The organism is Nocardia sp. CDC519, assembly GCF_059509835.1.
The window spans coordinates 466792-490303 of record NZ_CM183377.1 but is presented as its reverse complement, the minus strand read 5'-3'; the positions used below and the strand labels follow the sequence as shown (position 1 = coordinate 490303).

Annotated in this window: 23 protein-coding genes and 1 tRNA gene; 15 read left to right on the top strand and 9 right to left on the bottom strand. The window is 68.5% G+C overall.

The window, feature by feature from the left end; all coding sequences use genetic code 11:
- Positions 1 to 7: 7 nt before the first annotated feature.
- Genes AC5W7N_RS02020 through AC5W7N_RS02000 form a run of 5 tightly spaced genes read left to right on the top strand, consistent with a single transcriptional unit; the run spans position 8 to position 5394 of the window.
- Positions 8 to 1279 (top strand): MCE family protein, encoded by a 1272-nt coding sequence (locus AC5W7N_RS02020; RefSeq protein ID WP_228806037.1) that lies wholly within the window; start codon positions 8 to 10, stop codon positions 1277 to 1279.
- Positions 1279 to 2544, top strand: coding sequence for an MCE family protein (locus AC5W7N_RS02015; protein WP_228815950.1), 1266 nt, complete (start codon positions 1279 to 1281; stop codon positions 2542 to 2544). The genes AC5W7N_RS02020 and AC5W7N_RS02015 overlap by 1 nt, the downstream gene beginning before the upstream one ends.
- On the top strand, positions 2541 to 3977 hold the full coding sequence (locus tag AC5W7N_RS02010; RefSeq protein WP_495923145.1) for an MCE family protein: 1437 nt from the start codon (positions 2541 to 2543) through the stop codon (positions 3975 to 3977). Before AC5W7N_RS02015 ends, AC5W7N_RS02010 begins: the two co-directional genes overlap by 4 nt.
- Positions 3974 to 4903: an Rv1363c family protein gene (locus AC5W7N_RS02005; RefSeq protein ID WP_195020551.1), complete on the top strand. Its 930-nt coding sequence runs from the start codon at positions 3974 to 3976 to the stop codon at positions 4901 to 4903. Before AC5W7N_RS02010 ends, AC5W7N_RS02005 begins: the two co-directional genes overlap by 4 nt.
- A complete protein-coding gene (locus AC5W7N_RS02000) occupies positions 4900 to 5394 on the top strand; it encodes a h domain protein (RefSeq protein ID WP_194991929.1) in 495 nt (164 codons plus the stop codon). The genes AC5W7N_RS02005 and AC5W7N_RS02000 overlap by 4 nt, the downstream gene beginning before the upstream one ends.
- Before the next feature lie 70 nt (positions 5395 to 5464).
- On the opposite strand, the gene AC5W7N_RS01995 is transcribed toward AC5W7N_RS02000, so the two are convergent.
- Positions 5465 to 6652, bottom strand: coding sequence for a helix-turn-helix domain-containing protein (locus AC5W7N_RS01995; RefSeq protein ID WP_195020552.1), 1188 nt, complete (start codon positions 6650 to 6652; stop codon positions 5465 to 5467).
- 136 nt (positions 6653 to 6788) lie between these two features.
- Between AC5W7N_RS01995 and AC5W7N_RS01990 the strand changes: the two genes are divergently transcribed.
- Positions 6789 to 7106 carry a hypothetical protein gene (locus AC5W7N_RS01990; RefSeq protein WP_228806874.1) on the top strand — a complete coding sequence of 106 codons (318 nt, stop codon included), beginning with the start codon at positions 6789 to 6791 and terminating at the stop codon, positions 7104 to 7106.
- Here AC5W7N_RS01990 and AC5W7N_RS01985 read toward each other — a convergent pair.
- The 4 genes from AC5W7N_RS01985 to AC5W7N_RS01970 all read right to left on the bottom strand — a co-directional run bounded on the left by AC5W7N_RS01985 (position 7033) and on the right by AC5W7N_RS01970 (position 11392).
- Entirely contained in the window at positions 7033 to 8553 is a 1521-nt protein-coding gene (locus tag AC5W7N_RS01985; RefSeq protein WP_195020923.1) for a sensor histidine kinase, read from the bottom strand. The genes AC5W7N_RS01990 and AC5W7N_RS01985 overlap by 74 nt on opposite strands.
- Positions 8554 to 8612: 59 nt before the next feature.
- Positions 8613 to 9341, bottom strand: coding sequence for a response regulator transcription factor (locus AC5W7N_RS01980; RefSeq protein ID WP_194991931.1), 729 nt, complete (start codon positions 9339 to 9341; stop codon positions 8613 to 8615).
- Positions 9342 to 9409: 68 nt separating this feature from the next.
- Entirely contained in the window at positions 9410 to 11059 is a 1650-nt protein-coding gene (locus AC5W7N_RS01975) for an alpha,alpha-trehalose-phosphate synthase (UDP-forming) (protein WP_178127958.1), read from the bottom strand.
- Positions 11060 to 11221: 162 nt separating this feature from the next.
- Entirely contained in the window at positions 11222 to 11392 is a 171-nt protein-coding gene (locus AC5W7N_RS01970) for a hypothetical protein (protein ID WP_014348853.1), read from the bottom strand.
- A 161-nt stretch (positions 11393 to 11553) separates the two neighbouring features.
- On the opposite strand from AC5W7N_RS01970, the gene AC5W7N_RS01965 reads away from it, so the two are divergent.
- The 3 genes from AC5W7N_RS01965 (at position 11554) to AC5W7N_RS01955 (ending at position 12966) form a co-directional block, all read left to right on the top strand.
- Positions 11554 to 12387 (top strand): alpha/beta fold hydrolase, encoded by an 834-nt coding sequence (locus AC5W7N_RS01965; RefSeq protein ID WP_014348852.1) that lies wholly within the window; start codon positions 11554 to 11556, stop codon positions 12385 to 12387.
- 152 nt (positions 12388 to 12539) lie between these two features.
- On the top strand, positions 12540 to 12782 hold the full coding sequence (locus tag AC5W7N_RS01960; protein ID WP_011207082.1) for an MbtH family protein: 243 nt from the start codon (positions 12540 to 12542) through the stop codon (positions 12780 to 12782).
- A 112-nt stretch (positions 12783 to 12894) separates the two neighbouring features.
- Positions 12895 to 12966 (top strand) — tRNA-Thr (locus tag AC5W7N_RS01955).
- A gap of 67 nt (positions 12967 to 13033) precedes the next feature.
- Here AC5W7N_RS01955 and AC5W7N_RS01950 read toward each other — a convergent pair.
- The 3 genes from AC5W7N_RS01950 to AC5W7N_RS01940 all read right to left on the bottom strand — a co-directional run bounded on the left by AC5W7N_RS01950 (position 13034) and on the right by AC5W7N_RS01940 (position 15175).
- The gene (locus tag AC5W7N_RS01950) at positions 13034 to 14116 is read right to left on the bottom strand and encodes a class I SAM-dependent methyltransferase (protein WP_195020553.1); all 1083 of its coding nucleotides are present in this window, start codon (positions 14114 to 14116) and stop codon (positions 13034 to 13036) included.
- A 193-nt stretch (positions 14117 to 14309) separates the two neighbouring features.
- Positions 14310 to 14735: an HIT family protein gene (locus AC5W7N_RS01945; RefSeq protein WP_163814022.1), complete on the bottom strand. Its 426-nt coding sequence runs from the start codon at positions 14733 to 14735 to the stop codon at positions 14310 to 14312.
- Between the two features lie 62 nt (positions 14736 to 14797).
- Positions 14798 to 15175 (bottom strand): PH domain-containing protein, encoded by a 378-nt coding sequence (locus AC5W7N_RS01940; protein ID WP_163814053.1) that lies wholly within the window; start codon positions 15173 to 15175, stop codon positions 14798 to 14800.
- A 213-nt stretch (positions 15176 to 15388) separates the two neighbouring features.
- On the opposite strand from AC5W7N_RS01940, the gene purD reads away from it, so the two are divergent.
- On the top strand, positions 15389 to 16660 hold the full coding sequence (gene purD / locus AC5W7N_RS01935) for a phosphoribosylamine--glycine ligase (RefSeq protein ID WP_194990359.1): 1272 nt from the start codon (positions 15389 to 15391) through the stop codon (positions 16658 to 16660).
- A gap of 223 nt (positions 16661 to 16883) precedes the next feature.
- Here purD and AC5W7N_RS01930 read toward each other — a convergent pair whose 3' ends face one another.
- Positions 16884 to 18308 carry a peptidoglycan DD-metalloendopeptidase family protein gene (locus AC5W7N_RS01930; RefSeq protein ID WP_495923142.1) on the bottom strand — a complete coding sequence of 475 codons (1425 nt, stop codon included), beginning with the start codon at positions 18306 to 18308 and terminating at the stop codon, positions 16884 to 16886.
- Positions 18309 to 18362: 54 nt separating this feature from the next.
- Between AC5W7N_RS01930 and AC5W7N_RS01925 the strand changes: the two genes are divergently transcribed.
- The 5 genes from AC5W7N_RS01925 to AC5W7N_RS01905 all read left to right on the top strand — a co-directional run bounded on the left by AC5W7N_RS01925 (position 18363) and on the right by AC5W7N_RS01905 (position 23355).
- On the top strand, positions 18363 to 19520 hold the full coding sequence (locus tag AC5W7N_RS01925) for a pyridoxal phosphate-dependent aminotransferase (RefSeq protein ID WP_195006933.1): 1158 nt from the start codon (positions 18363 to 18365) through the stop codon (positions 19518 to 19520).
- Positions 19521 to 19668: 148 nt separating this feature from the next.
- Positions 19669 to 20307 (top strand): TetR/AcrR family transcriptional regulator, encoded by a 639-nt coding sequence (locus tag AC5W7N_RS01920; protein ID WP_163814025.1) that lies wholly within the window; start codon positions 19669 to 19671, stop codon positions 20305 to 20307.
- Positions 20308 to 20313: 6 nt separating this feature from the next.
- Positions 20314 to 21735 (top strand): adenylosuccinate lyase, encoded by a 1422-nt coding sequence (gene purB, locus AC5W7N_RS01915; RefSeq protein ID WP_163814026.1) that lies wholly within the window; start codon positions 20314 to 20316, stop codon positions 21733 to 21735.
- Positions 21736 to 21828: 93 nt separating this feature from the next.
- Positions 21829 to 22251, top strand: a complete 423-nt coding sequence (locus AC5W7N_RS01910; protein WP_163814055.1) for an HIT family protein — start codon at positions 21829 to 21831, stop codon at positions 22249 to 22251.
- 144 nt (positions 22252 to 22395) lie between these two features.
- Positions 22396 to 23355: an alpha/beta hydrolase gene (locus AC5W7N_RS01905; protein ID WP_163814027.1), complete on the top strand. Its 960-nt coding sequence runs from the start codon at positions 22396 to 22398 to the stop codon at positions 23353 to 23355.
- Positions 23356 to 23512 lie beyond the last annotated feature (157 nt).

Here is a 23512-nt window from a genome sequence, read left to right as displayed (position 1 = left end):
TCGCAGTATGCCCCGATGGGTGTTCATCGCCGCCGCGGTGCTGGTCGCCGCGCTGGTGGTGTTCGCCGGCTACACCGCGCTGAACCGGATCGGCAAGACGAACATCACCGCCTACTTCACCTCCACCAGCGGCCTCTACGCCGGTGACGATGTGCGGGTGCTCGGGGTCAAGGTCGGCAGCATCGACTCGATCGAGCCGAGCGCCGATCAGGTGAAGGTCGAGATGACCATCGACCGCGGCATCGACCTGCCCGCCGACTCCCGCGCGGTGATCATCGCGCCGTCGCTGGTCGCGGCCCGTTTCATCCAGATCGCCCCCGCCTACACCGAGGGCCCGAAGCTGGAAGACGGCGCCACGATCGGCATCGAACGCACTGCCGTTCCAGTGGAGTGGGATGACATCAAGGCCGAATTGTCCAAGCTGGCAACGGCACTCGGGCCGGTCGGGGAAGACCAGCAGGGTTCGTTCGGCCGGTTCGTCGATACCGCCGCGGAGAACCTCGACGGCAACGGCGACCGATTCCGGGAGACGCTGCGCGAGCTGTCGGCGACGCTGACCACCCTCTCCGACGGCCGCACCGACCTGTTCGGCACCATCCGCAACCTGCAGCATTTCGTCGAGGTGCTCTCGGCGAGCAATGAGCAGATCGTGCAGTTCGGCGGCAGGCTCGCCTCGGTGTCGTCGGTGCTGGCCGGTGTATCGAATGATCTCGGCGCGGGTCTGGACAACCTGGATATCGCCGTCGCCGACGTCAAACGCTTCCTCGACAGCAGCGGCGCCGAACTCACCGAGGGCGTGCAGAAGCTCGCCGACGCCACTCAGATTTTGGTCGACAAGCGCCCCGAGCTGGAACAGGTGCTGCACTCCGGCCCGACCGCGCTGGTGAACTTCTATCAGATCTACAAGCCCGCACAGGGCACGCTGACCGGTGCCATCGCGTTGAACAACACCGCGGATCCGCTCAGCTTCCTGTGCGGATCGGTGCAGGCGCGCGAGGGATACAACTCCGATCAGAGTGCGGCCCTGTGCGCGGAGTTCCTGGCGCCGGTGCTGAAATCGCTCGCGATGAACTACCCGCCGCTGCTGGCCAATCCGGCGACCGGTGTCACCGCGTTCCCGGACCAGCTGGTGTTCAGCCCGGAGTCGCTGGCGGGCACCCAGCAGACCCAGGGGCCTGCCCCGGCTCGCGGTGCCGCGCCGGTGACGGTGCCCAGCGGTATCGCCGGGCTTGCCATTCCGGGATTGCCCGCGCCGCCGGCGCCGGGAGGAGGGCGATGATGCGCAAACCAAAGGCGATGCGCCGCACCGCGGCCGTCGCGGTCGGACTCACCCTGGCGCTCGGCGTCACCGGGTGTCAGTGGGACGGGCTGAACTCGCTACCGATGCCCGGTAACGAGGGCACCGGCGAGGGCGCGTACCAGGTGCGCATCCAGATGCCGAATGTCACCACGCTGACCCGCAATTCGCCGGTCCGCGTCGACGACGTCGCGGTCGGCACCGTCACCGGGATCGAGGTGGAGGGCTGGCACGCGCTGGTCACCGTCTCGCTCAATCCCGATGTGGTGCTGCCCGCCAACGCGGTCGCCAAGATCGGGCAGACCAGTCTGCTCGGCAGCAATCATGTGGAACTGGCGCCGCCGACGAACATGCAGCCGCAGGGCAGGCTCAGCGACGGCGATGTGATCCCGCTCGACCGCGCCGGGGCCTACCCGACCACCGAGCAGGTGCTGTCGTCGCTGTCGGTGGTGCTCAACGGCGGCGGCATCTCGCAGCTGGAGACCATCACGCGCGAGCTGAACGCGGCCTTCGTCGGCAACGAGGACGAGATCCGCGATCTGCTGCCGCAGCTCAACGACCTGACCACCAATCTGCAATCGCAGACCAACGACATCATCGCCGCGATGGCGGGGCTGGACCGGCTCGGCGGGCAGCTGAACCAGCAGCGTGATCTGGTGGGCCGGGCGATCGAGCAGATCCATCCCGCGCTCACGGTGCTGGCCGATCGCCGGGAGAACATCACCCATACGCTCACCGCGCTCGGCGACCTCAGTGACGTCACCCAGCGGATCATCGACAACGCCGGCGACAACCTGAAGGCCAATCTCGCGGCACTCGGGCCGGTCCTGCAAACCCTGGCCGACACCGGCAACAACCTCACCGAGGCCCTGAAGATCGCGTTGAGCTTCCCGTTCCCGATGAAGAACCTCGGCAACGCCATCAAGGGCGATTACCTCAACCTGTTCATGACCGTGGATATGACCGGCAAACGCCTGGATTCCAACTTCCTCACCGGAACCCCGCTCGGCGGCCGGTTCGGCGGTGTGGAAGGCGTCCTCGGCACCTTCGCGCCGGAAACCGCCGGGCAGCAAGGTAATCCGCTGACCACGCCGATGCAGCCGCCGGCCGGTCAACCCGGCGCGCCCGCGCCCACCATCCCCGGGCTGCCGCCGATTCCCGGCCTGCCCGCCATTCCCGGGCTGACCGTGCCGCTGCCCGGCGCGGCCGCCCCGGCACCCGCGCCGGAAGGGGGACAGGGGCGGTGACGCTCACCAAATTCGTCAAGATCCAGCTGGTGATCTTCTCCGTACTCACCGTGATCGGCCTGGTGGTCATGGGTGGCACCTACATCGGTGTGCCCGCGATGCTCGGCATCGGCCGCTATAAGGTCACGGTGCAGCTGGAGGCGACCGGCGGGCTGTACCAGCAGGCGAACGTGGCTTACCGCGGCACGAACGTCGGCAAGGTGACCGAGGTCCGGCTGACACCCGAAGGGGTGGAGGCGGATCTGTCCATCGACAGCGACTACAAGATCCCCGGTGACTCCGAGGCCTGGGTGCGCAGCGTGTCCGCGATCGGCGAACAGTACGTCGACCTGGTGCCGGTCGAAGACGGCGGCGACGGAAACCTCTACGACGGCAGCGTGATTCCGGTGGAGCGGACCAAGCTTCCGCAGGACGTGGGTGCGCTACTCGACCAGACCGACCGGCTGTTGTCCAGTGTCGCCGACACTCGGCTGCGGCAGGTGATCGACGAGGCGTTCCGCGCGTTCAACGGCGCAGGCCCCGACCTGCAACGCTTCATCGATTCGGCGGCCCTGCTGGTGCAGGAAGCCAAGGACAGCGCCGAGCCGACCAAGCAGCTGATCGAACAGATCGGGCCGCTGCTGGACACCCAGGTCCGCTCCGAGGACGCCATCCGTTCTTGGACCGCCGATCTGGCCACGGTGACCGATCAACTGCGCGAACACGATCCGGCCCTGCGCAATATCCTGCGCGACGGACCGGCCGCGCTGGAGACCGTCACCAATCAGTTCGACTCGCTGCGTCCGACGCTGCCGCTGCTGCTGGCCAATCTGGTGAGCCTGGGCCAGGTCGCGGTCACCTACAACGCGGGTGTCGAACAGATCCTTGTCGTCTACCCGCCGCTGGTCGCGGCCCTGCTGACCTCGATCCGCGGGCCGCTCGAGTACGGCGCGCTGGTCGACTTCATGACCACCCTGAACGATCCGCCGCCGTGCACCACCGGATTCCTGCCGCCGGATCAGCGCCGCGCACCCAGCGAACTCGACACCATCGATACCCCGTCCGGCCTGTACTGCAAGGTTCCGCAGGATTCGCCGGTCGCGGTGCGCGGCATCCGCAACACTCCCTGCGCGGAGTTCCCCGGACGGCGGGCGCCCTCGCCGGAGCTGTGCCGCACCGGGTACGTTCCGGAGGGCAACAACCCGCCCTTCGGCCCGCCGCAGCCCGTCGCCCCCGCGTCCGCGCCGTTGATCCCGGGCTCGGCCCCGGCCGGTGCGCCGTCGGCGGGATCTGGCGCAATGACCACGCCCGCCGCCGCCAGGTCCTACGATCCGGCCACGGGCGTCTATATCGGCACCGACGGCCGCACCTACCGGCAGGGAAATATCGATCCTGGCGGATCGGGAACGGTTCCGTCGAGTTGGCAAGCGATGTTCGAGGAGCAGCAACGATGAGCGAAAAGAACAACAGCCGGACTCGTCGGCGCGCGAGCCGTTCCGCGGGCCCGCCGGTCGACGAGGTACGCGCCGAGGCCCTACCTGCCTCGGACCCGGACCGCAGCGACGCGGTCGAGCCCGGTACTGCCGTACCGGGCTCTGCCCATGTTCGGGGGCAGGAACCGGACAAGCCGGACACGGGGATGGTTGCGGCGTCGGAGGCAGCCGAGGGCCGGGGCGATACTGCGGCGTCCGAGGCGGACCGCGTCGACGCGGATGCGGACACGGTGAAGACGGGCGCGGCCGAGGCCGACACTGTCGAGCTGAGTGCGGGCGCGGCCGATGCGGACACGGTGAAGCTGAGCACCGCGACGGCGAATCCGGATGCCGACACGGTGAAACTCGACAAAGCCTCCCCGGACAAGGGTGATGACAGTGCCGAGGACGAGCGTCCCGGCCGCTCGGCCCTGCGCATCCTCGCCGTCGCCGCGTCGGCGATCGTTGCCCTCGCTCTGGTGGCCGGTGCGGTGATCTCGGTCTTCGCGGTCCGCTCGGCCGACGAGCGCGATGCCCTGCGCGCCGAGTACATCCAGACCGCCCGGCAGACCGTGCTGAACCTGACCACGATCCGCGCGGATACGGCCAAGGAGGACATCGACCGCATCCTCACCATGGCGTCGGGCGAGTTCAAGGACGAGTTCAACGGCCGGGTCGACCCCTTCACCGAGGTGGTCAAGCAGGCCAAGGTGCAGTCCACCGGTGAGGTCGTCGAGGCCGCCCTGGAGAGCTCGGACGACGACTCCGCGCGGGTGCTGGTGGCCGCCAAACAGACCGTGACCAACGCGGGCCAGGAAGGTCCGCAACTGCGGTACTACCGATTCCGGATCACCGTGACCAACAGTGATGCCGGGATGACCGCCTCTGATGTGGAGTTCGTGGCATGAGTGCTTTGCGTTTGCGCACCAAGATCCTGCTCGGCGTGACGGCGGTCGTCGTTGCCGCGTCGGCGATCATCCTCGGTATCAACGGCTACCGTTACTGGGACGATCAGCGGTCCGAGGATTCACGCGCCGCGGCCGTGGAAGCCGCGAGCCGCACCGTCTCGGCCATGTTCAGCTACGAACACACCACCGTCGAAACCGAACTGCCGAAGGCTGCCGACAACCTCGCCGACCCGTTCCGCAAGGACTATCTGACGCTGATCGAGAAGGCGATCGTCCCCGGCGCCAAGGAAAAGCAGCTCACCGTCGCGGCCACCACCCAGGCCGCCGGCGTCGTCTCCGCCGACCGCGCCCACGCCGTGGTGATGCTGTACCTGAACCAGGTCACCACCAGCAAAGACAGCCCCCAGGGCACCACCTCGGGCAGCCGGGTGCGGGTCGAGATGGACAAGTCCGACGATCGGTGGCTGGTGGCCTCGGTAACCCCGATCTGAACCAGCTACCCGCTCAACGAGATCTCGAGCCGCTGGCCCACCGCGGTGGCCAGCCGTTGTTCCGGCTGCCTCAGATCTTGACGTTGGCCCAGCGGGCGAAGGTCGATAACGCGTCGGCGCTGCGGCGGGAGTGGGCGAGGACGCGGATGGTTTCGTGGACCTGCGGGTGGTTGCGGGTCAGTTCGGGGGCGATGCGGCGGGCCTGGTCGAGGCTGGTGAGGGCGCGCTGTTTGTCACCGTGGAGTAGCCAGGCTCGGGATACGTCGATCCAGTGGTGGCCGGCGCGAGACGGTGCCACCGATTTCGGCAGATGGATTTGTTCGGCACGGGAGACAGCTGTTGTGCCGTCGGATAATTCGACGGGGACGGCGACGGAATGGATATCGACGTTCGATCGGCGGAATCCGGTTCCATAGTTGCTGTATCGCTGTCCGGCGACGGCCGCAGCGATGCCACGGGCCTCGGTCAAATGTGTTTCAGCAGCATCACCGTCCAAGGCGCGTGCAGCAAGTATCGAGCCACGTAAGTGCAGCGCGCCGCGGACGGCCAACAGGTCGGGTGTCGTCGGTAGCTCTTCGCTGGCGGCGTGCGCGCGCTCGATGATGCGCAGACCGCTCGGGTAAGCGCCCGAATACAGCAAGATCAGCGCTCGGTTGTAGTTCGCGGCAATCGGCCAGATCGGGTCGCCGCTACGATCGGCTGCCCACATGCAACGTTCTGCGGCCAGCCCGGCGAGATCGAGATAGCCGTACTGGTAAGCGAATAGCATGGCTTTGCTGTAGGCGTACGCGAGGGTGGAGTGAATCAGCTCTAGGCGGTCGTCAGAATTCTCGTCCTCGGCGAGTACGTGCAGACCGTGGATCACGTCGGGGAGCTCCGCGGTGAGGTCGCTGTAGCGTGCCCGCCGCATGCCCTCCCGAACACGGTCGAGCGCCGCCGTCAGCTCGTCCAATGTGATTGGTTCGGTGAGGGGTTCGTCGTTGAACGCCAGAATCCTGCGACGCAGTTCCCGGATGGTCGCGTGTGCGGCATTGTCGTCACGGACGGGAGAGTAGGGCTGGCCGGTGAGGTCTTCGATATTCACTCCGAGAGTGCGCGCCACAGTCGCGATAAACGCAGGCGAGGCCGCTCTCGAGCCCTGCTCGACCTTGCGTAGCAGAGAGAGTGAAACGTTCGCCTTGTATGCGAGCTGTGGTTGCGTGAGCCGCGCCAGTTTACGAGCCCTGGCGGTGCGTGCCCCGATCCCGGCGTCGTCCATACCTCAACGGTGACACACGTTGTGCCACTTCGCACCAGGTCAGGCGGACAAAGCTCGACGCACGCCCCGCCGCCGGGTCGACGTCGAGTCCTCGGCGGCGGGTGCAGACCATTCGGCGATCAGACAGGGGCGGTACATGGGGTGTGCGGAGAACAGGCGGCACCGGGCCATCGGGTTGGTCCGGCGCGGGGCGAACGGCGGTCAGGCGGCCGATCTGCCCGCCGTGGCGGACCGGCACGGCTACGACTTGGTCTATACGGTCACGCTGGATGTGCGGCCGCTGGTGGCGGCGATGGTGATCGCCCAGCACCTCGGCGACCACGCGGCCTCGGCGGTCGCCGTACCGACCTTTGAACACGCCGAGCCGTATCGGGTGCTGATCACCGAATTCGCGGATCTGCTGACGCCGGTCCAGCGCTATCCGCGCGGTCACAGCTGGCCCGAGCGCCGGTGACGCGGGATTCGGTCGCCTGGTCGCGCGGCAGGCGGACGATGAAGGTGGTTCCTGCACCAACGGTGCTGCGCACATCAACGGTTCCACCGTGTGCGGCGACCAAGGCCTGCACGATGGACAGTCCGAGCCCCGTCCCTCCGCTGTCGCGGCTGCGTGAGGTGTCGGTGCGGTAGAAGCGCTCGAAGATCCGGGCGGCTTCCTCGGCGGGCAGGCCCGGACCGGTGTCGGCTACTTCGAGCAGGACCTCCTCGGCGCCCGGGGTCAGTGTGACGGTGATCGCCGCGTCCGGCGGGGTGTGCACGAGGGCGTTGTTCAGCAGGTTGGCCAGCACCTGACGCAGGCGGGCGGCGTCTCCGGCCACCTCGTAGGTTCCGGTTCCCGGCCGCGCGTCGAGGTCGATGCGGCGCGGCGCCAGCTCGGGGTGACGGGCGGCGGCCGCGGCGCGCGCACTGTGCACGGCGTCGCTGGCCAGGGCGAGCAGATCGACCTGTTCCCGTTCGAGTGGGCGTTGGGCGTCGAGCCGGGCCAGCATCAGCAGGTCACCGACCAGCACGCTCATCCGGTTGGCTTCGCTCTCGATGCGCTCCATGAACAGGCCCGCGTCGGTGGCCGCGCCCTGGCGGTAGAGCTCGGCGAAACCGCGAATCGTGGTGAGCGGGGTGCGCAGTTCGTGGCTGGCGTCGGCGATGAAGCGGCGCATCTTGGTCTCGGAGCGCCGCGCCGCCTCCTCGGAGGCCTCGGCCGCGGCGAAACCGGTCTGGATCTGGCTGAGCATGGCATTGAGTGAGGTGGCGAGGCTGTCGACCTCGGTGTTGGTGCCGCGCACCGGAACTCGCCGATGCAGATCACCGGCGGCGATCTCCGCGGCGATCTCCTCGACCTCGACCAGCCGCCGCAGACTGCGCCGGATGACGAAGTACGCGGCCACCGCCAGCGCCGCCAACACCACCGCGCCGATCACCAGTTCCAGCGCGATGAGGCGGTCGATGATGGCCTCGGTTTCGTCCATCCGCAGCGCGACCAGACTCGAGCCCTGCGGAGTCCGTAGATTCAGGACACGCCAGTTCGACGAATCGCCGTCGGTGGAGCCGGTGGTGAACGGGCCGGTCCCGGCGTCGGCGGGCACATCCGGCGCACCGGCGGCCTGGTCATCGAGTTGTAGCACTCGGCCGGACGAATCCTGCACCCGCGCGTAGAACAGCACCGGCGGGCGCTCGAACCCCGGCCGCCCCGGCAGCCGGTGCAAGGCAGGCCCGCCCGGGCTCGCCCACGTGTGCGCGGCTTCGACCAGCTGCTGGTCGAGGCGATCGACCAGGGCTGTGCGCAGCGCGGAGGTGACCGCAACGCCGGAGGCGAGTAGTCCGGCCCCCGCCAGCGTGACCAGTGCCAGCACCAGCGTCACGCGCAGCGGAACGGCCGCGAGTCTGTTTCCGAGCGTGCGCTCCAGCTGCCGTAGCGGACCCGTCGCGCGCCCGTCCGCGACCTCGGTTGCTCCCCTGTCGGCGCTCACCGTGCCCGGCCGTCCTCCGGCTCCCGCATCACATAACCCACCCCACGCAAGGTGTGGATCAGCCGCCGTTCACCGGTGTCGACCTTCTTGCGAAGGTACGACACATACGTCTCCACCACTCCGACCTCGCCGCCGAAGTCGTAGCGCCACACGTGATCCAGGATTCGTGGCTTGCTCAGCACCGTGCCCGCGTTGACCAGGAAGTACCGCAGCAGGGTGAATTCGGTGGGCGACAACGCCACCGGCTCACCGGCTTTCCACACCTCATGGGTGTCGTCGTCGAGCTCGATATCGGCGAACCGCAACCGGGCACGCTCCGGCTGCGGATTCACCTGACCAGCGCGGCGCAGGATCACCCGCAGCCGCGCGACCACCTCTTCCAGGCTGAACGGTTTGGTGACGTAATCGTCGGCGCCGAGGGTCAACCCGGTCACCTTGTCGTGCACATCGTCGCGGGCGGTGAGGAACAGCACCGGTGCGTCGATCCCGTCGGCGCGCAGCCGGCGCAGCAGCCCGAACCCGTCCATGCCGGGCATCATCACATCGACGATGAGTGCCTGCGGCCGGAAGGTCCGGGCCAGATCGAGCGCTTGGGCGCCGTCGGCGGCGGTGGCCACCTCGAAGCCCTGGAAGCGCAGGCTGACGTCGAGCAGTTCGACGATCATCGGCTCGTCGTCGACCACCAGCACCCGTGCCTCGGGTGCCTGTCGCGGCGTTGCGGTCATGGATCCATGCTGGCCCGCGCCGCTGGGATCGGGCTGCGGACTCGCTGTGTGGTTGCTGTGAACCTGGGTCAGCGCTGCGGCTCGGAGTAGATGTCCTCATCGGAGAGCAGGGCGCTGCCTGCGACCTGATCGTGCGCCAGCGCGTCCAGGAACGCGCGGGCCCAGCGGTCGACGTCGTGGGTGAGCACCTGCCTGCGCAGCGACCGCATCCGGCGCCGCTTGGTGTCGCGATCGTCGGTCAGCGCCGAGGCGATGGCATCCTTCACCGAATCCAGGTCATGCGGATTGCACAGATACGACTGCCGCAATTCCGCTGCCGCACCGGTGAATTCGCTCAGCACCAGGGCACCGTTGAGGCCGCTGTGGCAGGCCACGTACTCCTTGGCCACCAGGTTCATCCCGTCCCGCAGCGGCGTCACCAGCATGGCGTCGGCGGCGACGAAGAAGGCGATCAGTTCCTCGCGCGGGATCGGCCGGTGCAGATAGTGCACCACCGGGTAGCCGACCCGGGCGAACTCGCCGTTGATCCGGCCGACCTGGCGTTCGATATCGCCGCGCATCTTGATGTAGCTCTGCACCCGCTCACGGCTCGGGGTGGCCAGCTGCACCATGACCGTGTCCGACGGGTCGACCCGGCCCTCCATCAGCAGCTCTTCCAGCGCGTTGAGCCGGATGTCGATGCCCTTGGTGTAGTCGAGCCGATCGACACCGAGCAGGATGTTCTTCGGATTGCCCAGTTCGGCGCGGATCTTGGCCGCCCGTTCGCGCACCGAGCGGCGCCGCGAGTGCTCGTCGAGCTCGGCCGAGGCGATCGAGATCGGGAAGGCGCCCACGCGCACGTTACGGAAGCCGACCTGCACCACGCCCAGCTTCGACCGCACCCCGACGTTGCCGCGCGAAGTGGGCTGACCGGCCAGCCTGCGAGCCAGGTAGAGGAAGTTCTGCGCGCCGCCGGGCAGGTGGAAACCGATCAGATCGGCGCCGAGCAGGCCCTCGATGATCTCGGTCCGCCAGGGCATCTGCATGAACAGTTCCACCGGCGGGAAGGGGATGTGCAGGAAGAACCCGATGGTCAGGTCCGGGCGCAGCATCCGAAGCATCTTCGGCACCAACTGGAGCTGATAGTCCTGCACCCAGACCGTCGCGCCCTCGGCGGCGACCTTCGCGGTGGCCTCGGCGAAGCGGCGATTCACCTGAACGTAGGCAGCCCACCATTTGCGGTCGTAGACCGGGCGCACGATGACGTCGTGGTAGAGCGGCCACAGGGTGCCGTTGGAGAAGCCCTCGTAGTAGTCCTCGACCTCCTGCGCCGTCAACGGGACCGGGTGCAGTTCGAGACCGTCTTCGATGATCGGGTCGACGTCGACGTCGGGCACACCGGCCCAGCCCACCCAGGCGCCCTTGTTCGAGCGCAACACCGGTTCCAGCGCGGTGACCAGCCCGCCGGGACTGCGCTTCCACCGGGTGCTGCCATCGGGAAGTTTTTCCAGATCGACCGGGAGCCGGTTGGCGACCACGACGAACCCGGAGTTACCGCCGCCCGCGCCGATGGGCTGGGCCTGGATCGGTTCGGGTTCGGCGACCTCGGTATCGATCGGCCCGGAGCCATTGGATACCGAACCGTCGGGCACGGAGCCGTTGGCCGCCGAAGCGGGCCCGGACGGGTCCGATGGGGCGTAGTCGGAGGAGTCGTTGTCGTTGGACGGCTGGTCGGTCATCTGGTCCACTCACGCATCCTTGTCTGAGGGCGGCGTGCGACTGCCCATCACTCGTCGGCTGTCGCCTTCGGGCCGTCGCTCACGCCGCGCTGCGCTTCGCTGTTCCCGGTTTCAGTTGTCGAAAGGATCGCCGGGCGCGCCGCCGATCCGAAAGTGCGGCGACTATTCGCCGCGCGCGCCGGGGCCGATGCCGAGCATCGACAGCAGCATCCGGCATTCGTCCGCATCGGCCGCGTAGGCGGCCACGACGCGCTGGGCCTGGCGAGCGGTTTCGTCGGCCAGCGGCTCCAGATCCTCGTCGGCGATTCCGTTCGCGCTGCTCTTCGCGGCCATCTTCAGTCCTCCCGGCAAATTGCGCTCGTACGTGCGAGTAGTCAATGGTATCTGGCGCGCGGCCCGGGCATACCCGGTGCCGGAGGCCCACCCCGTGTACCGGCGCTCGCGGTACCGATACCGTGGGCAGCGCAGTACCAACCTTACGAAAGGGTATGCGGATGCCACTGGCCACGGTGAACGGAATTTCACTCAACTACCAGGTCAAGGGCGACCGAGCCAAGGGCACCGACACCAAGGGCGGCGGCCCGCTGGTCGTGATGATCATGGGCACCGGTAGCCCCGGCCGGGTGTGGGAGCTGCATCAGGTGCCCGCTCTGGTGGCGGCCGGCTACCGGGTGTGCACCTTCGACAACCGCGGTATCGCGCCGTCCTACGAGGCCGCCGATGGGATGACCATCGATCAGCTGGTCGCCGATACCGCGGGCCTGATCGAACTGCTCGACGAGGGCCCGGCCCTGGTCGTGGGCACCTCCATGGGCGCGCGGGTCGCCCAGGAACTGGCGCTGGCCCGCCCCGACCTGGTGCGCAAGGCGGTATTCCTCGCCGGCCACGGGCGCCTCGACCAGTTCCAGAAGACGCTCTCGCTCGGCGAACACGAGCTGGACGCGAGCGCCATCGCGCTGCCGCCGAAATACGAAGCGGCGGTGACGGCGGTGATGAACCTGTCACCGGCCACCATGGCCGACCCCAATGCCGCCCGTGACTGGCTGGACCTGTTCGAGTTCACCGGTGGGCCGGTCACGCCCGGCATCCGCGCTCAGCGGCGGATGGATCACGATTTCGACCGGGTGCAGGCCTATCGCGCGATCACGGTGCCGTGCCTCGCGGTGGGGTTCGCCGATGACCGGATGATTCCGCCCTACCTGTCGCGCGAGGTCGCCGACGCCATCCCCGGGGCCCGCTACCAGGAGATTCCGGACGCCGGACACTACGGCTACCTGGAGCGACCGGAAGCGGTGAACAAGATCCTGCTGGATTTCTTTGCCGCCTGATGACGGGGGGCGAGGTAACCGCCCAGCGGTAACGTATCCCTTGCTAGGGTCGACACAACGCTCGGGGTTTCCGACGCCCGCGGTTCGCGTAACCCGGCGCCGGTCTTCCCAGCAGCGATCCCGTACACAGCGCCAGTATCCAGTGAGGTGAAATGAGCACCAATCCCTTCGACGACGAAGACGGCCGCTTCTTCGTTCTGGTCAATGACGAGGAACAGCACTCCCTGTGGCCGGCCTTCGCGGAGGTCCCGGCCGGATGGCGAGTGGTGTTCGGCGAGGACAGCCGCGCCGCCTGCGTCGAGTACGTCGAGAAGAACTGGACCGACATGCGTCCCAAGAGCCTGCGCGACGCCATGGCTGCCGACGACGCGGCCCGCCAGGGCGCCCAGTCCTGACCGCGGTCGATACTGCGCCTCGGGACACCGTCGACCGGACCGCGTACCGCATGGCACCGTAAAACCCGGTGTCACGCGGTGCGCGCGTCCGGTTATGATTGCTCCGCTTTCCGCCTCCTTAGCTCAGTGGTAGAGCACCGCTCTTGTAAAGCGAAGGTCGTCAGTTCAATCCTGACAGGGGGCTCGAACAGAACGAGCGCGACATTACGTCGCGCTCGTTTCGTCTGTCCGGAGTAGGCCGCCGGATTCCCTCAGCCCTTCTGGGCCACGTAGTAGCTGTTGAGCGGATCGGCCTCCTCATGGTGGATCCGCACGTCGGTGAACCCGGCGTCGGCGAGCATGGAGAGGGCTTTCTGTTCGCCCCATACGGTGCCGAGGCCATCGCCGTCGAGGCCGAGGGAGACGGTCATGCAGTGCATGGTCGACACGGTGTAGAGGAAGGGGCCGAAGGGGAGGTCGGCGTTGTCTTCCAGGTGGCTGGAGGCCTGGATGTCGACCATGAGGAAGACGCCGTCATCGCGCAGGGCCCGGGCGATATTCGCGAGGACGGTGGCGGGGTGGGCCTGGTCGTGGATGGCGTCGAAAACGGTGATCGCGTCGAAGGCGTCGGTGACGTCGAGCTCGGTCACGTCGAGCACCTCGAATCTCGCATTGGTCACACCGAGTTGGGCGGCCTCGGCCCGTGCGGCCTCGATCGCTTCGACCGAGAAGTCGTATCCGATGAATCGGCTCGCCGGAAACGCCTGTGCCATCAGGTTGATCGCGTGGCCGCGGCCGCAGCCGATATCGGCGAGGTCGATGCCCTCGTGCAGCCGCTCGGTCAGACCCGGCGCCATCGGCAGGATGCTGTCGATCAGCGCCGCGTCGAGCGTGCCCGCGCTGAACTCGGCCATGAACTGGTGGAAACGCGGATAGTTGTCGTAGGACAGACCGCCGCCGGCCCGGAAGCATTCGGCGATAGCGGGTTCCACCTCACCGAGCATCGAGACGACCTGCATGAATCGGGCGAGATTGTTCGGGCCGGCCGCACGGGTGAGCACCGCGGCGTGTTCGGCGGGAAGCCGGTAAGTCTGTGCGGCAGCGTCGAATTCGACGATCCCGGAGACGGTCATCGCGCCGAGCCATTCCCGCACATACCGTTCGTCGAGGCCCGCGGTGGCGGCGAGCTCGGCGCAGGTCACCGGACCGGGCAGGGTGGACATGGTGTCGAACAGTCCGGTCTGATGGCCGATGCTGGTCATCATCGCGGTACACCCGTCGTTGAGAACACCGACCATCCTTGCGGCGAACTCTTCGGTGGCGGTTTCGGTCGATGCCGGATGGACAGTGGTCATGATGCGCTCCTCGTCGACTCGCCGCGGGATTCGCGGCCGGAATGTCGTCGCTACCGGGGTGCGGCAGCGTGAGGAACTACGGGGCAGGCCGCCGGATCGGTTCATGGAGGGGCGACGAGCGGCCGCGCACGGTCGTCGGGACACCCGCAACGGCCACGGTGCGGAGACGGCTACCTCCGCACCGCACAGCGGTTCAGTCCGGGACGTTGGCGCCGTAACCGAGCTCGCGCAGGGCCTGCTTGATCTTGGCCTGCGCCTCGTCGAGGGATTCGGGGGAGGGGTTCGGGTCGGCGCCGGAGATGTCGAAATTGCCCATGGTGAACGCCGGGAAGACGTGCACGTGCAGGTGCGGGACTTCCAGGCCCGCGATCAGCAGACCGGCGCGTGGCGCGTCGAAGGCGGTGCGCACGGCCTGGCCGACCTTCTGCGCGACGCCGGTGAGGCGGGCGAAGGTCTCGGGGTCGACGTCTTGCCACTGGTCGATCTCCGCGCGCGGGACCACCAGCGTGTGGCCCTGGGTGACCGGTGCGATGGTGAGGAAGCCGACGAATTCGTCGTCCTCCCACACGAATCGACCGGGGAGCTGACCAGCGATGATCGCACTGAAAACAGAAGCCATGCCCGCAGATTACGCGCCCGGCGCCGCATCGCGACCACCACCGGCACCGGGCGCGCTGCGGCCTAGACCGCGACGAAATGCGACAGCAAGCCCTGCACCTCGTAGATATCGACCTGACGGTTGAACTTCTTGTGCAAGGGCGTGGGGCTACCGGCGATCCAGATGGCGAGCTCGGCATCGAGATCGAAGGTGCCCGCCGTTTCCACCGAGAAATGCGTGATCGAGCGGTAGGGCACGCTGTGGTAGCTCACCTTGCGGCCCGACATGCCCTGCTTGTCGACCAGGATCAGCCGGCGGTTGGTGAACAGGATGGCATCGCGGATGAGGAGAAAGGCGGCATAGATCTGCTCACCGTTGCCGAGGAGTTTGGCGTATTCCTGCTGGGCCTGGCCGGGATCGATTCGCCCGGCGTTGCCCATGATTCCGTCCATCAGACCCATGGCCCGCACATCCTCCGCGTGCTCGGGTGAGGGAGCGCCCCCCACTTCGGTTGTCAGCAACCATCATCCACGTGTTGGCCGCGTGCGGGCGGGTCGGTGGGCCGGACCTGCGACGTTCGTGATGAACGTGGGTTCGCGGGTGTGGGCGGCGGGCGCCGCGAGCCGCGAACCTGACACGCGGAGCGGGACCGATGCACCTATAAGCTGTCTGCCGTGCGCGTACTCGTCATCGGTTCCGGAGCCCGTGAACATGCCCTCGTCCTCGCTCTGCGTCGCGACCCCGCGGTGCAGGCCGTGGTGGCCGCACCGGGCAATGCCGGCATTGCCCAGCACGCGCAGATCCGTCCGGTCGATCCCAGTTCCGCCGAGGCCGTGGTCGCGCTGGCCACCGAGCTGGCCGCCGACCTGGTCGTGATCGGTCCCGAGGTGCCGCTGGTGCTCGGCGTCGCCGATGCGGTGCGCGCGGCGGGAATCGCCTGCTTCGGCCCGTCCGCGGCCGCGGCCAGGATCGAAGGCTCCAAGGCGTTCGCCAAGGATGTGATGGCCGCGGCCGGTGTGCGCACGGCGCACAGCGAGGTGGTCGACACCCCGGCCGAGCTCGATGCCGCGCTGGACCGCTTCGGCCCCACCTGGGTGGTCAAGGACGACGGCCTGGCCGCGGGCAAGGGCGTCGTGGTGACCACCGACCGCTCCGCGGCCCGCGATCACGGCGCCGAACTGCTCGAGCAGGGCCATCCGGTGCTGTTCGAATCGTTCCTCGACGGGCCGGAAGTTTCGCTGTTCTGCCTGGTGGACGGCGAAACCGTGGTGCCGCTGCTGCCCGCGCAGGACCACAAGCGCGTCGGCGACGGCGATACCGGGCCGAACACCGGCGGCATGGGCGCCTACACCCCGCTGCCCTGGCTGCCGGAGGAGACGGCGCGCGCGATCGTCACCGATGTGGTGGAGCCGGTCGCCGCCGAGATGGTGCGCCGCGGCTGTGGTTTCTCCGGCCTGCTCTACGCCGGCCTGGCCATCGGCGCGGACGGCCCTGCGGTCGTCGAGTTCAACTGCCGCTTCGGCGACCCGGAAACCCAGGCGGTGCTCGCCCTGCTGGACAGCCCGCTCGGCGAGCTGCTGTACGCCACCGCCACCGGCACCCTCGCGCAGGTGCAGCCGCCGCGCTGGAAGGACGGGTCGGCGATCACGGTGGTGCTCGCGGCCGAGAACTATCCGGGGCGGCCCAGGCTTGGCGACGTCATCACCGGTGCGGGCGAAGGCTCGGCCGACGATGCGGCCACCGTGCTGCACGCCGGCACCGCGCAGCGTGAGGACGGCGCCCTGGTTTCGGCCGGTGGGCGGGTGCTCAACGTCGTCGGCACCGGCGCCGATCTGGCCGCCGCGCGCTCCGCCGCCTACGAGCGGATCGCGAGCATCAAGCTCCCCGGCAGCCACTACCGCACCGATATCGGGCTGGCCGCCGTCGAGGACCGCATCAGCGTGTAGGGACGTCGACGTTCCCGCGATGCGCGCTGTCGAGCGGTGTCGGTTCGCCGGGGCCGTATCGCATCGCGACCGTCGCTTGCCGGGACGCCGGGATCGCTTGCCGCGTCGTCGCCAAGCGGGATGTGCCCCGGATTCTCGGCTTGCGTGGCCGTCGAGCGTGCCGGCCGGGACTCGTGGCCATCGTGCAGGAGGTGACCTCGAGCCGAGGCTCGGTCGGCCGTGCTCAGCTGTAGGTGAGCCCGTGCAATGCCAGCCAGCGCTGCGGGTCGACGTGCTGTCCGCCGACGATCACCTCGAAATGCAGGTGCGGCCCGGTGGAGTCGCCGCGGTTGCCCATGCGGGCGATCTGCATGCCGGCCGGGACGCGTTCGCCGACGGAGACGAAGAAGTCGTACATGTGGCCGTAGACGGAGATGCTGCCGTCATCGTGGCGGATGCGCACCCACAGGCCGAAACCCTGCGCGGGGCCCGCGTCGATGACGGTGCCGTTGGCGACGGCGTAGATCGGGGTACCGATCGGCCCTGCCACGTCGATGCCGTTGTGGAAGGTGCCCCAGCGCTGCCCGAACCCGGAGGTGAACACGCCGATCGCAGGGAGCACGTAACCGCCCGCCCCGGGTGCGATGCCGCCGGGCAGCACCTCGCCCGGCGTCATCGTGATGGCAGGCGGTGGTGGCGTGCCCATCCACGGCTGACGTTCGCCCGCCGCGGCCGCCGCCGCCTCAGTGCGTGCGCGCTCCAGGGTGGCGCGGGCCGCCGCGGCCACCACGGCCGCTTCGCGCAGGCGTTCACCGTGGTCGACGGCATCGAGATAGCGCCGCACCGAGGGTGTGGTGGTCTGCATCTGCCAGGGATAGGCCACCGCGATCCGCTGCGCCTGTCCCGGTGCTGGCCCCCGGTCGGAGACCAGGTCGGTGAAGCTGGAATCGGCCGCGGCGAACAATGCGACGATGGTGACGCCGCCGATCAGCACCCGGTGTTTGCGTAAGGTCGCGCGTACTTCGTCGCCGGTCGGGCGCTTCGCCGCCAGTGCGCGCAGGTCCTCGCGGGTGGGGCGCTCGGCCAGCAGCGCCCCGACATCCGCACGGGAGGGCCACCGCTCGGCCAGCTGCCGAGCCTGTGCGATCCGCGACGCGAACAAGCCGCGCAGACCGCGCCGTTGCGTTTTCTCGCGGGTCCGCCAATCCGATGCGAGCACGACTCCGCCGACCATGCGCACGTCTTGCAGACGGTCCGACGCGTCGGGGTGCTCCTCGTCGGCCGGGTTGTCGGTGGGTTCGTTGTCGGCCGGGTTGTCGGCGGGTTCGTCGACAGCAGCGGTGTCGGCGGGCGCAGCGTTGCCTGGGCCGCGTGGTGGCGCATCGTCGGCGGGTGCGTCCGTGGCCCCGGTGTCAACGGGTGCGTCGGCGGGCGTCTCGACGTCGCCTCGGGAGTCCACGGCCACGGCGACGGGTGTGGCCGCGGCAGTCCGGCGTCGCCATCGGGGGAGCCGGAAGGTGCGGCCGGCGGGCGCGCCTTCCCGAGCTGCTGGTGCGATGTCCGTTCGGCGCTGTTCATCGAGCCCGGCGCCGCCGGCTTTGTTGCCGTCGGTGGCGGGCTCTTCGGCGGAGTCCTGGTCGAGGGGCGACCGGGGGGCCTTCTCGAGCATCAGGTGCGACCATATCGCCCGACGGCGGTGAGCGTGTGCTCTACCGTCTGTCGGGTGTTCACAGAATCTCGGCGGTCGACCATTCCACCTTTTTACGTGATGGATGTCTGGAAAGCCGCAGCGGAACGAGCCAGGACGCACGGTGATGTGCTGGTGCTCGCGGCCGGGCAGCCATCGACGCCCGCGCCCGCGCCGGTATTGCGCGCGACCAAGATCGCCATCGACGCCGAATTGCTCGGCTACACCGAAACTTTCGGCATCCTCCCGCTGCGCGCCGCGATCGCCGAACACCACCGCCGCACCTACGGCTACCCGGTCGACCCCGACGACGTAGTGGTGACGACCGGTTCCTCCGGCGCCTTCACCCTCGTCTTCCTCGCCGCCTTCGACCCCGGCGACACCGTGGTGGTGGCCCGCCCCGGCTATCCGGCCTACCGCAACACCTTGACCGCGCTCGGCTGCCGGGTGGTGGAGCTCGACTGCGGCGCCGAGACCCGCTTCCAGCCCACCGTCGCCATGCTCGAGGCGCTGCCGCAGCCGCCGAAGGGCCTGGTGGTGGCCAGCCCGGCCAACCCGACCGGCACCATGATCGACCCCGACGAGCTGGCCGCGCTCGCCCGCTGGTGCGAGGCCAACGGCACCGTGCTCATCTCCGACGAGATCTATCACGGCATCACCTACGGCGGCGAACGCACCGCGTCGGCGTGGGAGACCTCCCGCGAAGCGGTGGTGATCGGCTCGGTCTCGAAGTACTTCTCGATGACCGGCTGGCGGCTGGGCTGGATGCTGGCGCCGACGGATATGCGGCCCGCCTTGCAGCGACTTGCCTCGAATATGACCGTCTGCCCGCCCGCCATCTCGCAGTACGCGGCACTGCACGCGTTCGGCGCCGAGGCCAAAGCCGAACTCGACGGCCACGTCCGCCGCTACGCGACCAATCGAAAACTGCTGCTGGACGGCCTGGCCGAGCTGGGCATCACCGATCTGGCGCCCGCCGACGGCGCCTTCTACGCCTACGCCGACATCGCCCACCTCACCGGCGATTCCCGCGCCTGGTGCGCCGAGGTGCTCGAACATACCGGGGTCGCACTGGCGCCCGGACTGGATTTCGACACCGTCGCCGGCAATCACACCGTGCGCTTCTCGTTCGCCGGAGCCACCGCAGACATCGAAGCCGCGCTGGAACGGCTCGACCGGTTTCTGCGACGCTGAGCACTAACCAGGCGGTCGAACATAGTGTCCGGCAACAACTTTGCACAGTACGACCCCATCGCCGCGCGGATGCGGTAAAAACATCGGTGGCTGCTAATTCCTTCCGATTCCGCACGGATGAACTGATGATGACTGGCACGATGGCACGGTGATAACCGCGACGACCCCGAAAGGCGAACGGCGTCGCCAAGCTCTGGTAGCGGCCGCTGCCGAGCTCCTACTCGAAGGTGGGTTCGATGCAGTGCGGCATCGCTCCGTCGCGACCCGGGCAGAGCTGCCGCTGGCGTCCACCACCTACTACTTCGAATCGCTGGAGGATCTGATCGCGCGGGCGGTCGAGTTCAGCGGTAATGCCGAGTTGGAAGCGATGCGCAGGCGGATCGGCGAGGTGAGCCACCGCAGGCGCGGCGCCGAAGCCACCGTCGAACTGGTACTGGACCTGTTGATCGGCCCCGACGGTCAGGACGAGGGTGCGCGCGGGCAGTTGATCGCCCGCTACGAGCGCACCGTCGCCTCCGCGCGCCACCCCGAACTGCGGGAAGTGCAACAGCGACTACGTGCCCAGCTCGACGAACTGCTCGCCGACGTGCTGCGCCGCTCCGACCGGGTGGTGCGGACCGAACAGCTGCGCAGGGTCGTCGCGGTGGTCGACGGCGCGGTGGTCGCGGCGCTCACCGAACGCGATCCGCAACCGCGGCGGATGGCCCGCGGGGCGCTGCTCGAAGTGATCGACATCGTCGCTCCGCCGACGCCGCAGCAGGTCGACCGGTTCCGAGCACTAGACTGACCGGACGTGAGCCTCGTCCCGAACGTCCTAGCCACCCGCTACGCCAGCCCCGAGTTGGTGCACCTGTGGTCCCCCGAGAACAAGATCGTGCTCGAGCGGCGGCTGTGGCTGGAGGTGCTGCGGGCGCAGTCCGAGCTCGGCATCGACGTGCCCGACGGCGTCCTCGCCGATTACGAGCGCGTCATCGACCAGGTGAACCTGGCCTCCATCGCCGAGCGTGAGCGCGTCACCCGCCACGATGTGAAGGCCAGGATCGAGGAGTTCAACGCGCTGGCCGGGCACGAGCACGTGCACAAGGGCATGACCAGCCGCGACCTCACCGAGAACGTCGAGCAGTTGCAGATCCGGCTCTCGCTCGAGCATGTGCACGCCCACGGCGTCGCCATCGCGGCCCGGCTGGCCGAACGTGCCGCCGAATACCAGGTGCTGGTGATGGCGGGCCGCTCGCACAACGTCGCCGCGCAGGCCACCACGCTGGGCAAGCGGTTCGCCTCCGCCGCCGACGAACTGCTGATCGCGCTGACCCGGCTGCGCGAACTGATCGACCGCTACCCGCTGCGCGGCATCAAGGGCCCGATGGGGACGGCCCAGGACATGCTCGATCTACTCGGCGGCGACGCGGCCAAGCTGGCCACGCTGGAACAGCAGGTGGCGCGCCACCTCGGCTTCGCGAACGTGCTGACCAGCGTCGGTCAGGTGTATCCGCGCTCGCTGGACCACGATGTGCTCTCCGCGCTGGTCCAGGTGGGTGCGGGGCCGTCGTCGTTCGCGCACACCATCCGGCTGATGGCGGGCCACGAGCTGGTCACCGAGGGCTTCCAGCCCGGCCAGGTGGGCTCCTCGGCCATGCCGCACAAGATGAACACCCGCTCCTGCGAGCGCGTCAACGGATTGCAGGTGGTGCTGCGCGGTTACGCGTCGATGGCCGCCGAGCTCGCCGGTGCGCAGTGGAACGAGGGTGACGTGTTCTGCTCGGTGGTGCGCCGGGTCGCGCTGCCGGACGCCTTCTTCGCCATCGACGGCATGATGGAAACCTTCCTGACGGTGCTCGCCGAATTCGGCGCCTACCCGGCCGTCATCTCCCGCGAACTGGACCGCTACCTGCCGTTCCTGGCCACCACCCGCATCCTGATGGCGGCCGTGCGCAGCGGGGTCGGCCGGGAGACCGCGCACGAGGTGATCAAGGAACACGCGGTGGCCGTGGCGCTGGCCATGCGGGAACAGGGCCGCGAACCCGATCTGCTCGACCGTCTCGCCGCCGACTCCCGGCTGCCGCTGGACCGGGCGGCGCTCGATGCCGCACTGGCGGACAAGTCGGCGTTCATCGGGGCCGCCGGCGCACAGGTCGGCGATGTGGTGGCGCAGGTGGACAAGCTCGTCGCCGCCTATCCCGAGGCCGCCCGGTACACGCCGTCGCCGATTCTCTGAGATCTCGCTGACCGTGCGGTGATCGCGCCGACCGCGCGGCTGTTGCCGACGTTCCGGTGGATTTCGATGGCGGGCGGCAGCGATAGTGGGCGGGTGAATCCCTACACGATCTTCGCCGACATCATCGCGGGCAAGGAGCCCGCCAGCCGCGTCTACGAGGACGATGACGTCATCGCCTTCATGGATATCCGCCCGCTGACGCCGGGACATCTGCTGGTGGTGCCCAAGGTGGTGGCGCGCAGCCTGGAGGAACTCGATCCGGAGATCGGCGGCAAGCTGTTCCAGGTGGGGCAGAAGCTGGCGGCCGCGCTGCGGGCCAGCGAGGTGGCCTGCGAAGGGGTGAACTTCTTCCTGGCCGATGGTGTCGCCGCTGGTCAAGAGGTGTTCCATGTGCATCTGCACGTCATCCCGCGCACCATCGGCGACGGTTTCGGCTTGCAGGCCAGGCCCACCTCTCCGCATCGGGAGGATCTGGACTATCTCGCTGCGTCGATCAGGGGTGTGCTCGGGCGCTGATCCGCGCATCCGCTGTTACGTGCGTGACAGCAGTTACGTACCGGGCAGTTTGCTGTCGAAACGCCGAATCTTCAAATGATCACTCGCAACTCGACCCTGGGTTAGTTTAGAAGCCCATTGTCATGCGCTGATGCAGGAGGGGAAGTGCGTAGAGCAAGAATTGCTGCCGTGGTGCTGGCGTTCGCGGCGGCACTGATCGGCCCGGCGGTGGTGCAGCCCGCGCCGGCGTCGGCGGCCCGACTGGTCCGCGTCGACGAGCTGAGCCCCACCCGATCGGCGATCTTCATCGACTCCGCCGCGATGGGCCGCACCATCCAGGTGCAGGTGTTGCACCCGGCCGGTGGCGGTTCGCGCGGCTCGTACTACCTGCTCGACGGGCTCGACCCCGGCGTCGGCCAGAGCACCTGGACCAATGCCACCGACGCCGAACGCTTCTTCGCCGGCCGCAACGTCAACGTGGTGCTTCCGGTCGGTGGGCAGGCCAGCTACTACACCGACTGGATCACCGACGACCCGCGTTTCGGCCGGTACAAGTGGGAGACCTTCCTGACCCAGGAGCTGCCGCCGATCATCGACGCCCAGTTCAACGGCAACGGCGTCAACGGTATCGGCGGCCTGTCCATGGGCGGTAACGCCGCCTACATCATCGCCGCGCGTCATCCCGGGCTGTATCGCGCCGTTGCCGGGTACAGCGCCTGCCCCGACACCGCCATGGCGCAGGGTGCGGTGATGTTCTCCATCGCCAATCGCGGCGGCAATCCGCTGAACATGTGGGGCCCGCCCGGCAGCCCGGCCTGGGCCGAACACGATCCCGCGCTGATGCTGGAGCGGCTGCGCGGCAAAACGCTCTACCTGTCCACCGGCACCGGCATCCCCGGGCCGCACGAAGCCGAGATCAAGCCGCAGCTGGCGGAGAACATCTTCCTCGGTGGCCCGGTCGAGCTGGGTGTGAACCTGTGCACGGTCGCGTTCGAACAGAAGTTGCGTGCCGCGCGCATCCCGGCGCGCATCGACTACAGCCCCGTCGGCACACACTCCTGGTCGTACTGGCAGGACACGCTGCACGCCTCGTGGTCGACGATCGGGCCCGCTCTCGGCGCCTGAGCCTCGCATCCGACCGGTCCGCTGCTCATGAGTGGCGGGCCGGTCGTCTGATGTACGGGCGCCGATCCGCGCCGGGCTCGGAGCCGAGATCCGGGCCGGACGCCGAGTCCGCGCCGAATCCGGGCGGGCGGTGCACCGGCGGTCCCGGCTACGGTGG

Coding starts and splice junctions, on each gene's coding strand:
- AC5W7N_RS01945 (WP_163814022.1), bottom strand. CDS start 14,735: ATGGCTTCTGTTTTCAGTGCGATCATCGCTGGTCAGCTCCCCGGTCGA.
- AC5W7N_RS01975 (WP_178127958.1), bottom strand. CDS start 11,059: ATGACCGACCAGCCGTCCAACGACAACGACTCCTCCGACTACGCCCCA.
- AC5W7N_RS02005 (WP_195020551.1), top strand. CDS start 3,974: ATGAGCGAAAAGAACAACAGCCGGACTCGTCGGCGCGCGAGCCGTTCC.
- AC5W7N_RS01990 (WP_228806874.1), top strand. CDS start 6,789: ATGGGGTGTGCGGAGAACAGGCGGCACCGGGCCATCGGGTTGGTCCGG.
- AC5W7N_RS01930 (WP_495923142.1), bottom strand. CDS start 18,308: ATGCTCGAGAAGGCCCCCCGGTCGCCCCTCGACCAGGACTCCGCCGAA.
- AC5W7N_RS01940 (WP_163814053.1), bottom strand. CDS start 15,175: ATGGGTCTGATGGACGGAATCATGGGCAACGCCGGGCGAATCGATCCC.
- AC5W7N_RS02015 (WP_228815950.1), top strand. CDS start 1,279: ATGCGCAAACCAAAGGCGATGCGCCGCACCGCGGCCGTCGCGGTCGGA.
- AC5W7N_RS02020 (WP_228806037.1), top strand. CDS start 8: ATGCCCCGATGGGTGTTCATCGCCGCCGCGGTGCTGGTCGCCGCGCTG.
- AC5W7N_RS02000 (WP_194991929.1), top strand. CDS start 4,900: ATGAGTGCTTTGCGTTTGCGCACCAAGATCCTGCTCGGCGTGACGGCG.
- AC5W7N_RS01960 (WP_011207082.1), top strand. CDS start 12,540: ATGAGCACCAATCCCTTCGACGACGAAGACGGCCGCTTCTTCGTTCTG.
- AC5W7N_RS01980 (WP_194991931.1), bottom strand. CDS start 9,341: ATGACCGCAACGCCGCGACAGGCACCCGAGGCACGGGTGCTGGTGGTC.
- AC5W7N_RS01970 (WP_014348853.1), bottom strand. CDS start 11,392: ATGGCCGCGAAGAGCAGCGCGAACGGAATCGCCGACGAGGATCTGGAG.
- AC5W7N_RS01950 (WP_195020553.1), bottom strand. CDS start 14,116: ATGACCACTGTCCATCCGGCATCGACCGAAACCGCCACCGAAGAGTTC.
- AC5W7N_RS01965 (WP_014348852.1), top strand. CDS start 11,554: ATGCCACTGGCCACGGTGAACGGAATTTCACTCAACTACCAGGTCAAG.
- AC5W7N_RS01995 (WP_195020552.1), bottom strand. CDS start 6,652: ATGGACGACGCCGGGATCGGGGCACGCACCGCCAGGGCTCGTAAACTG.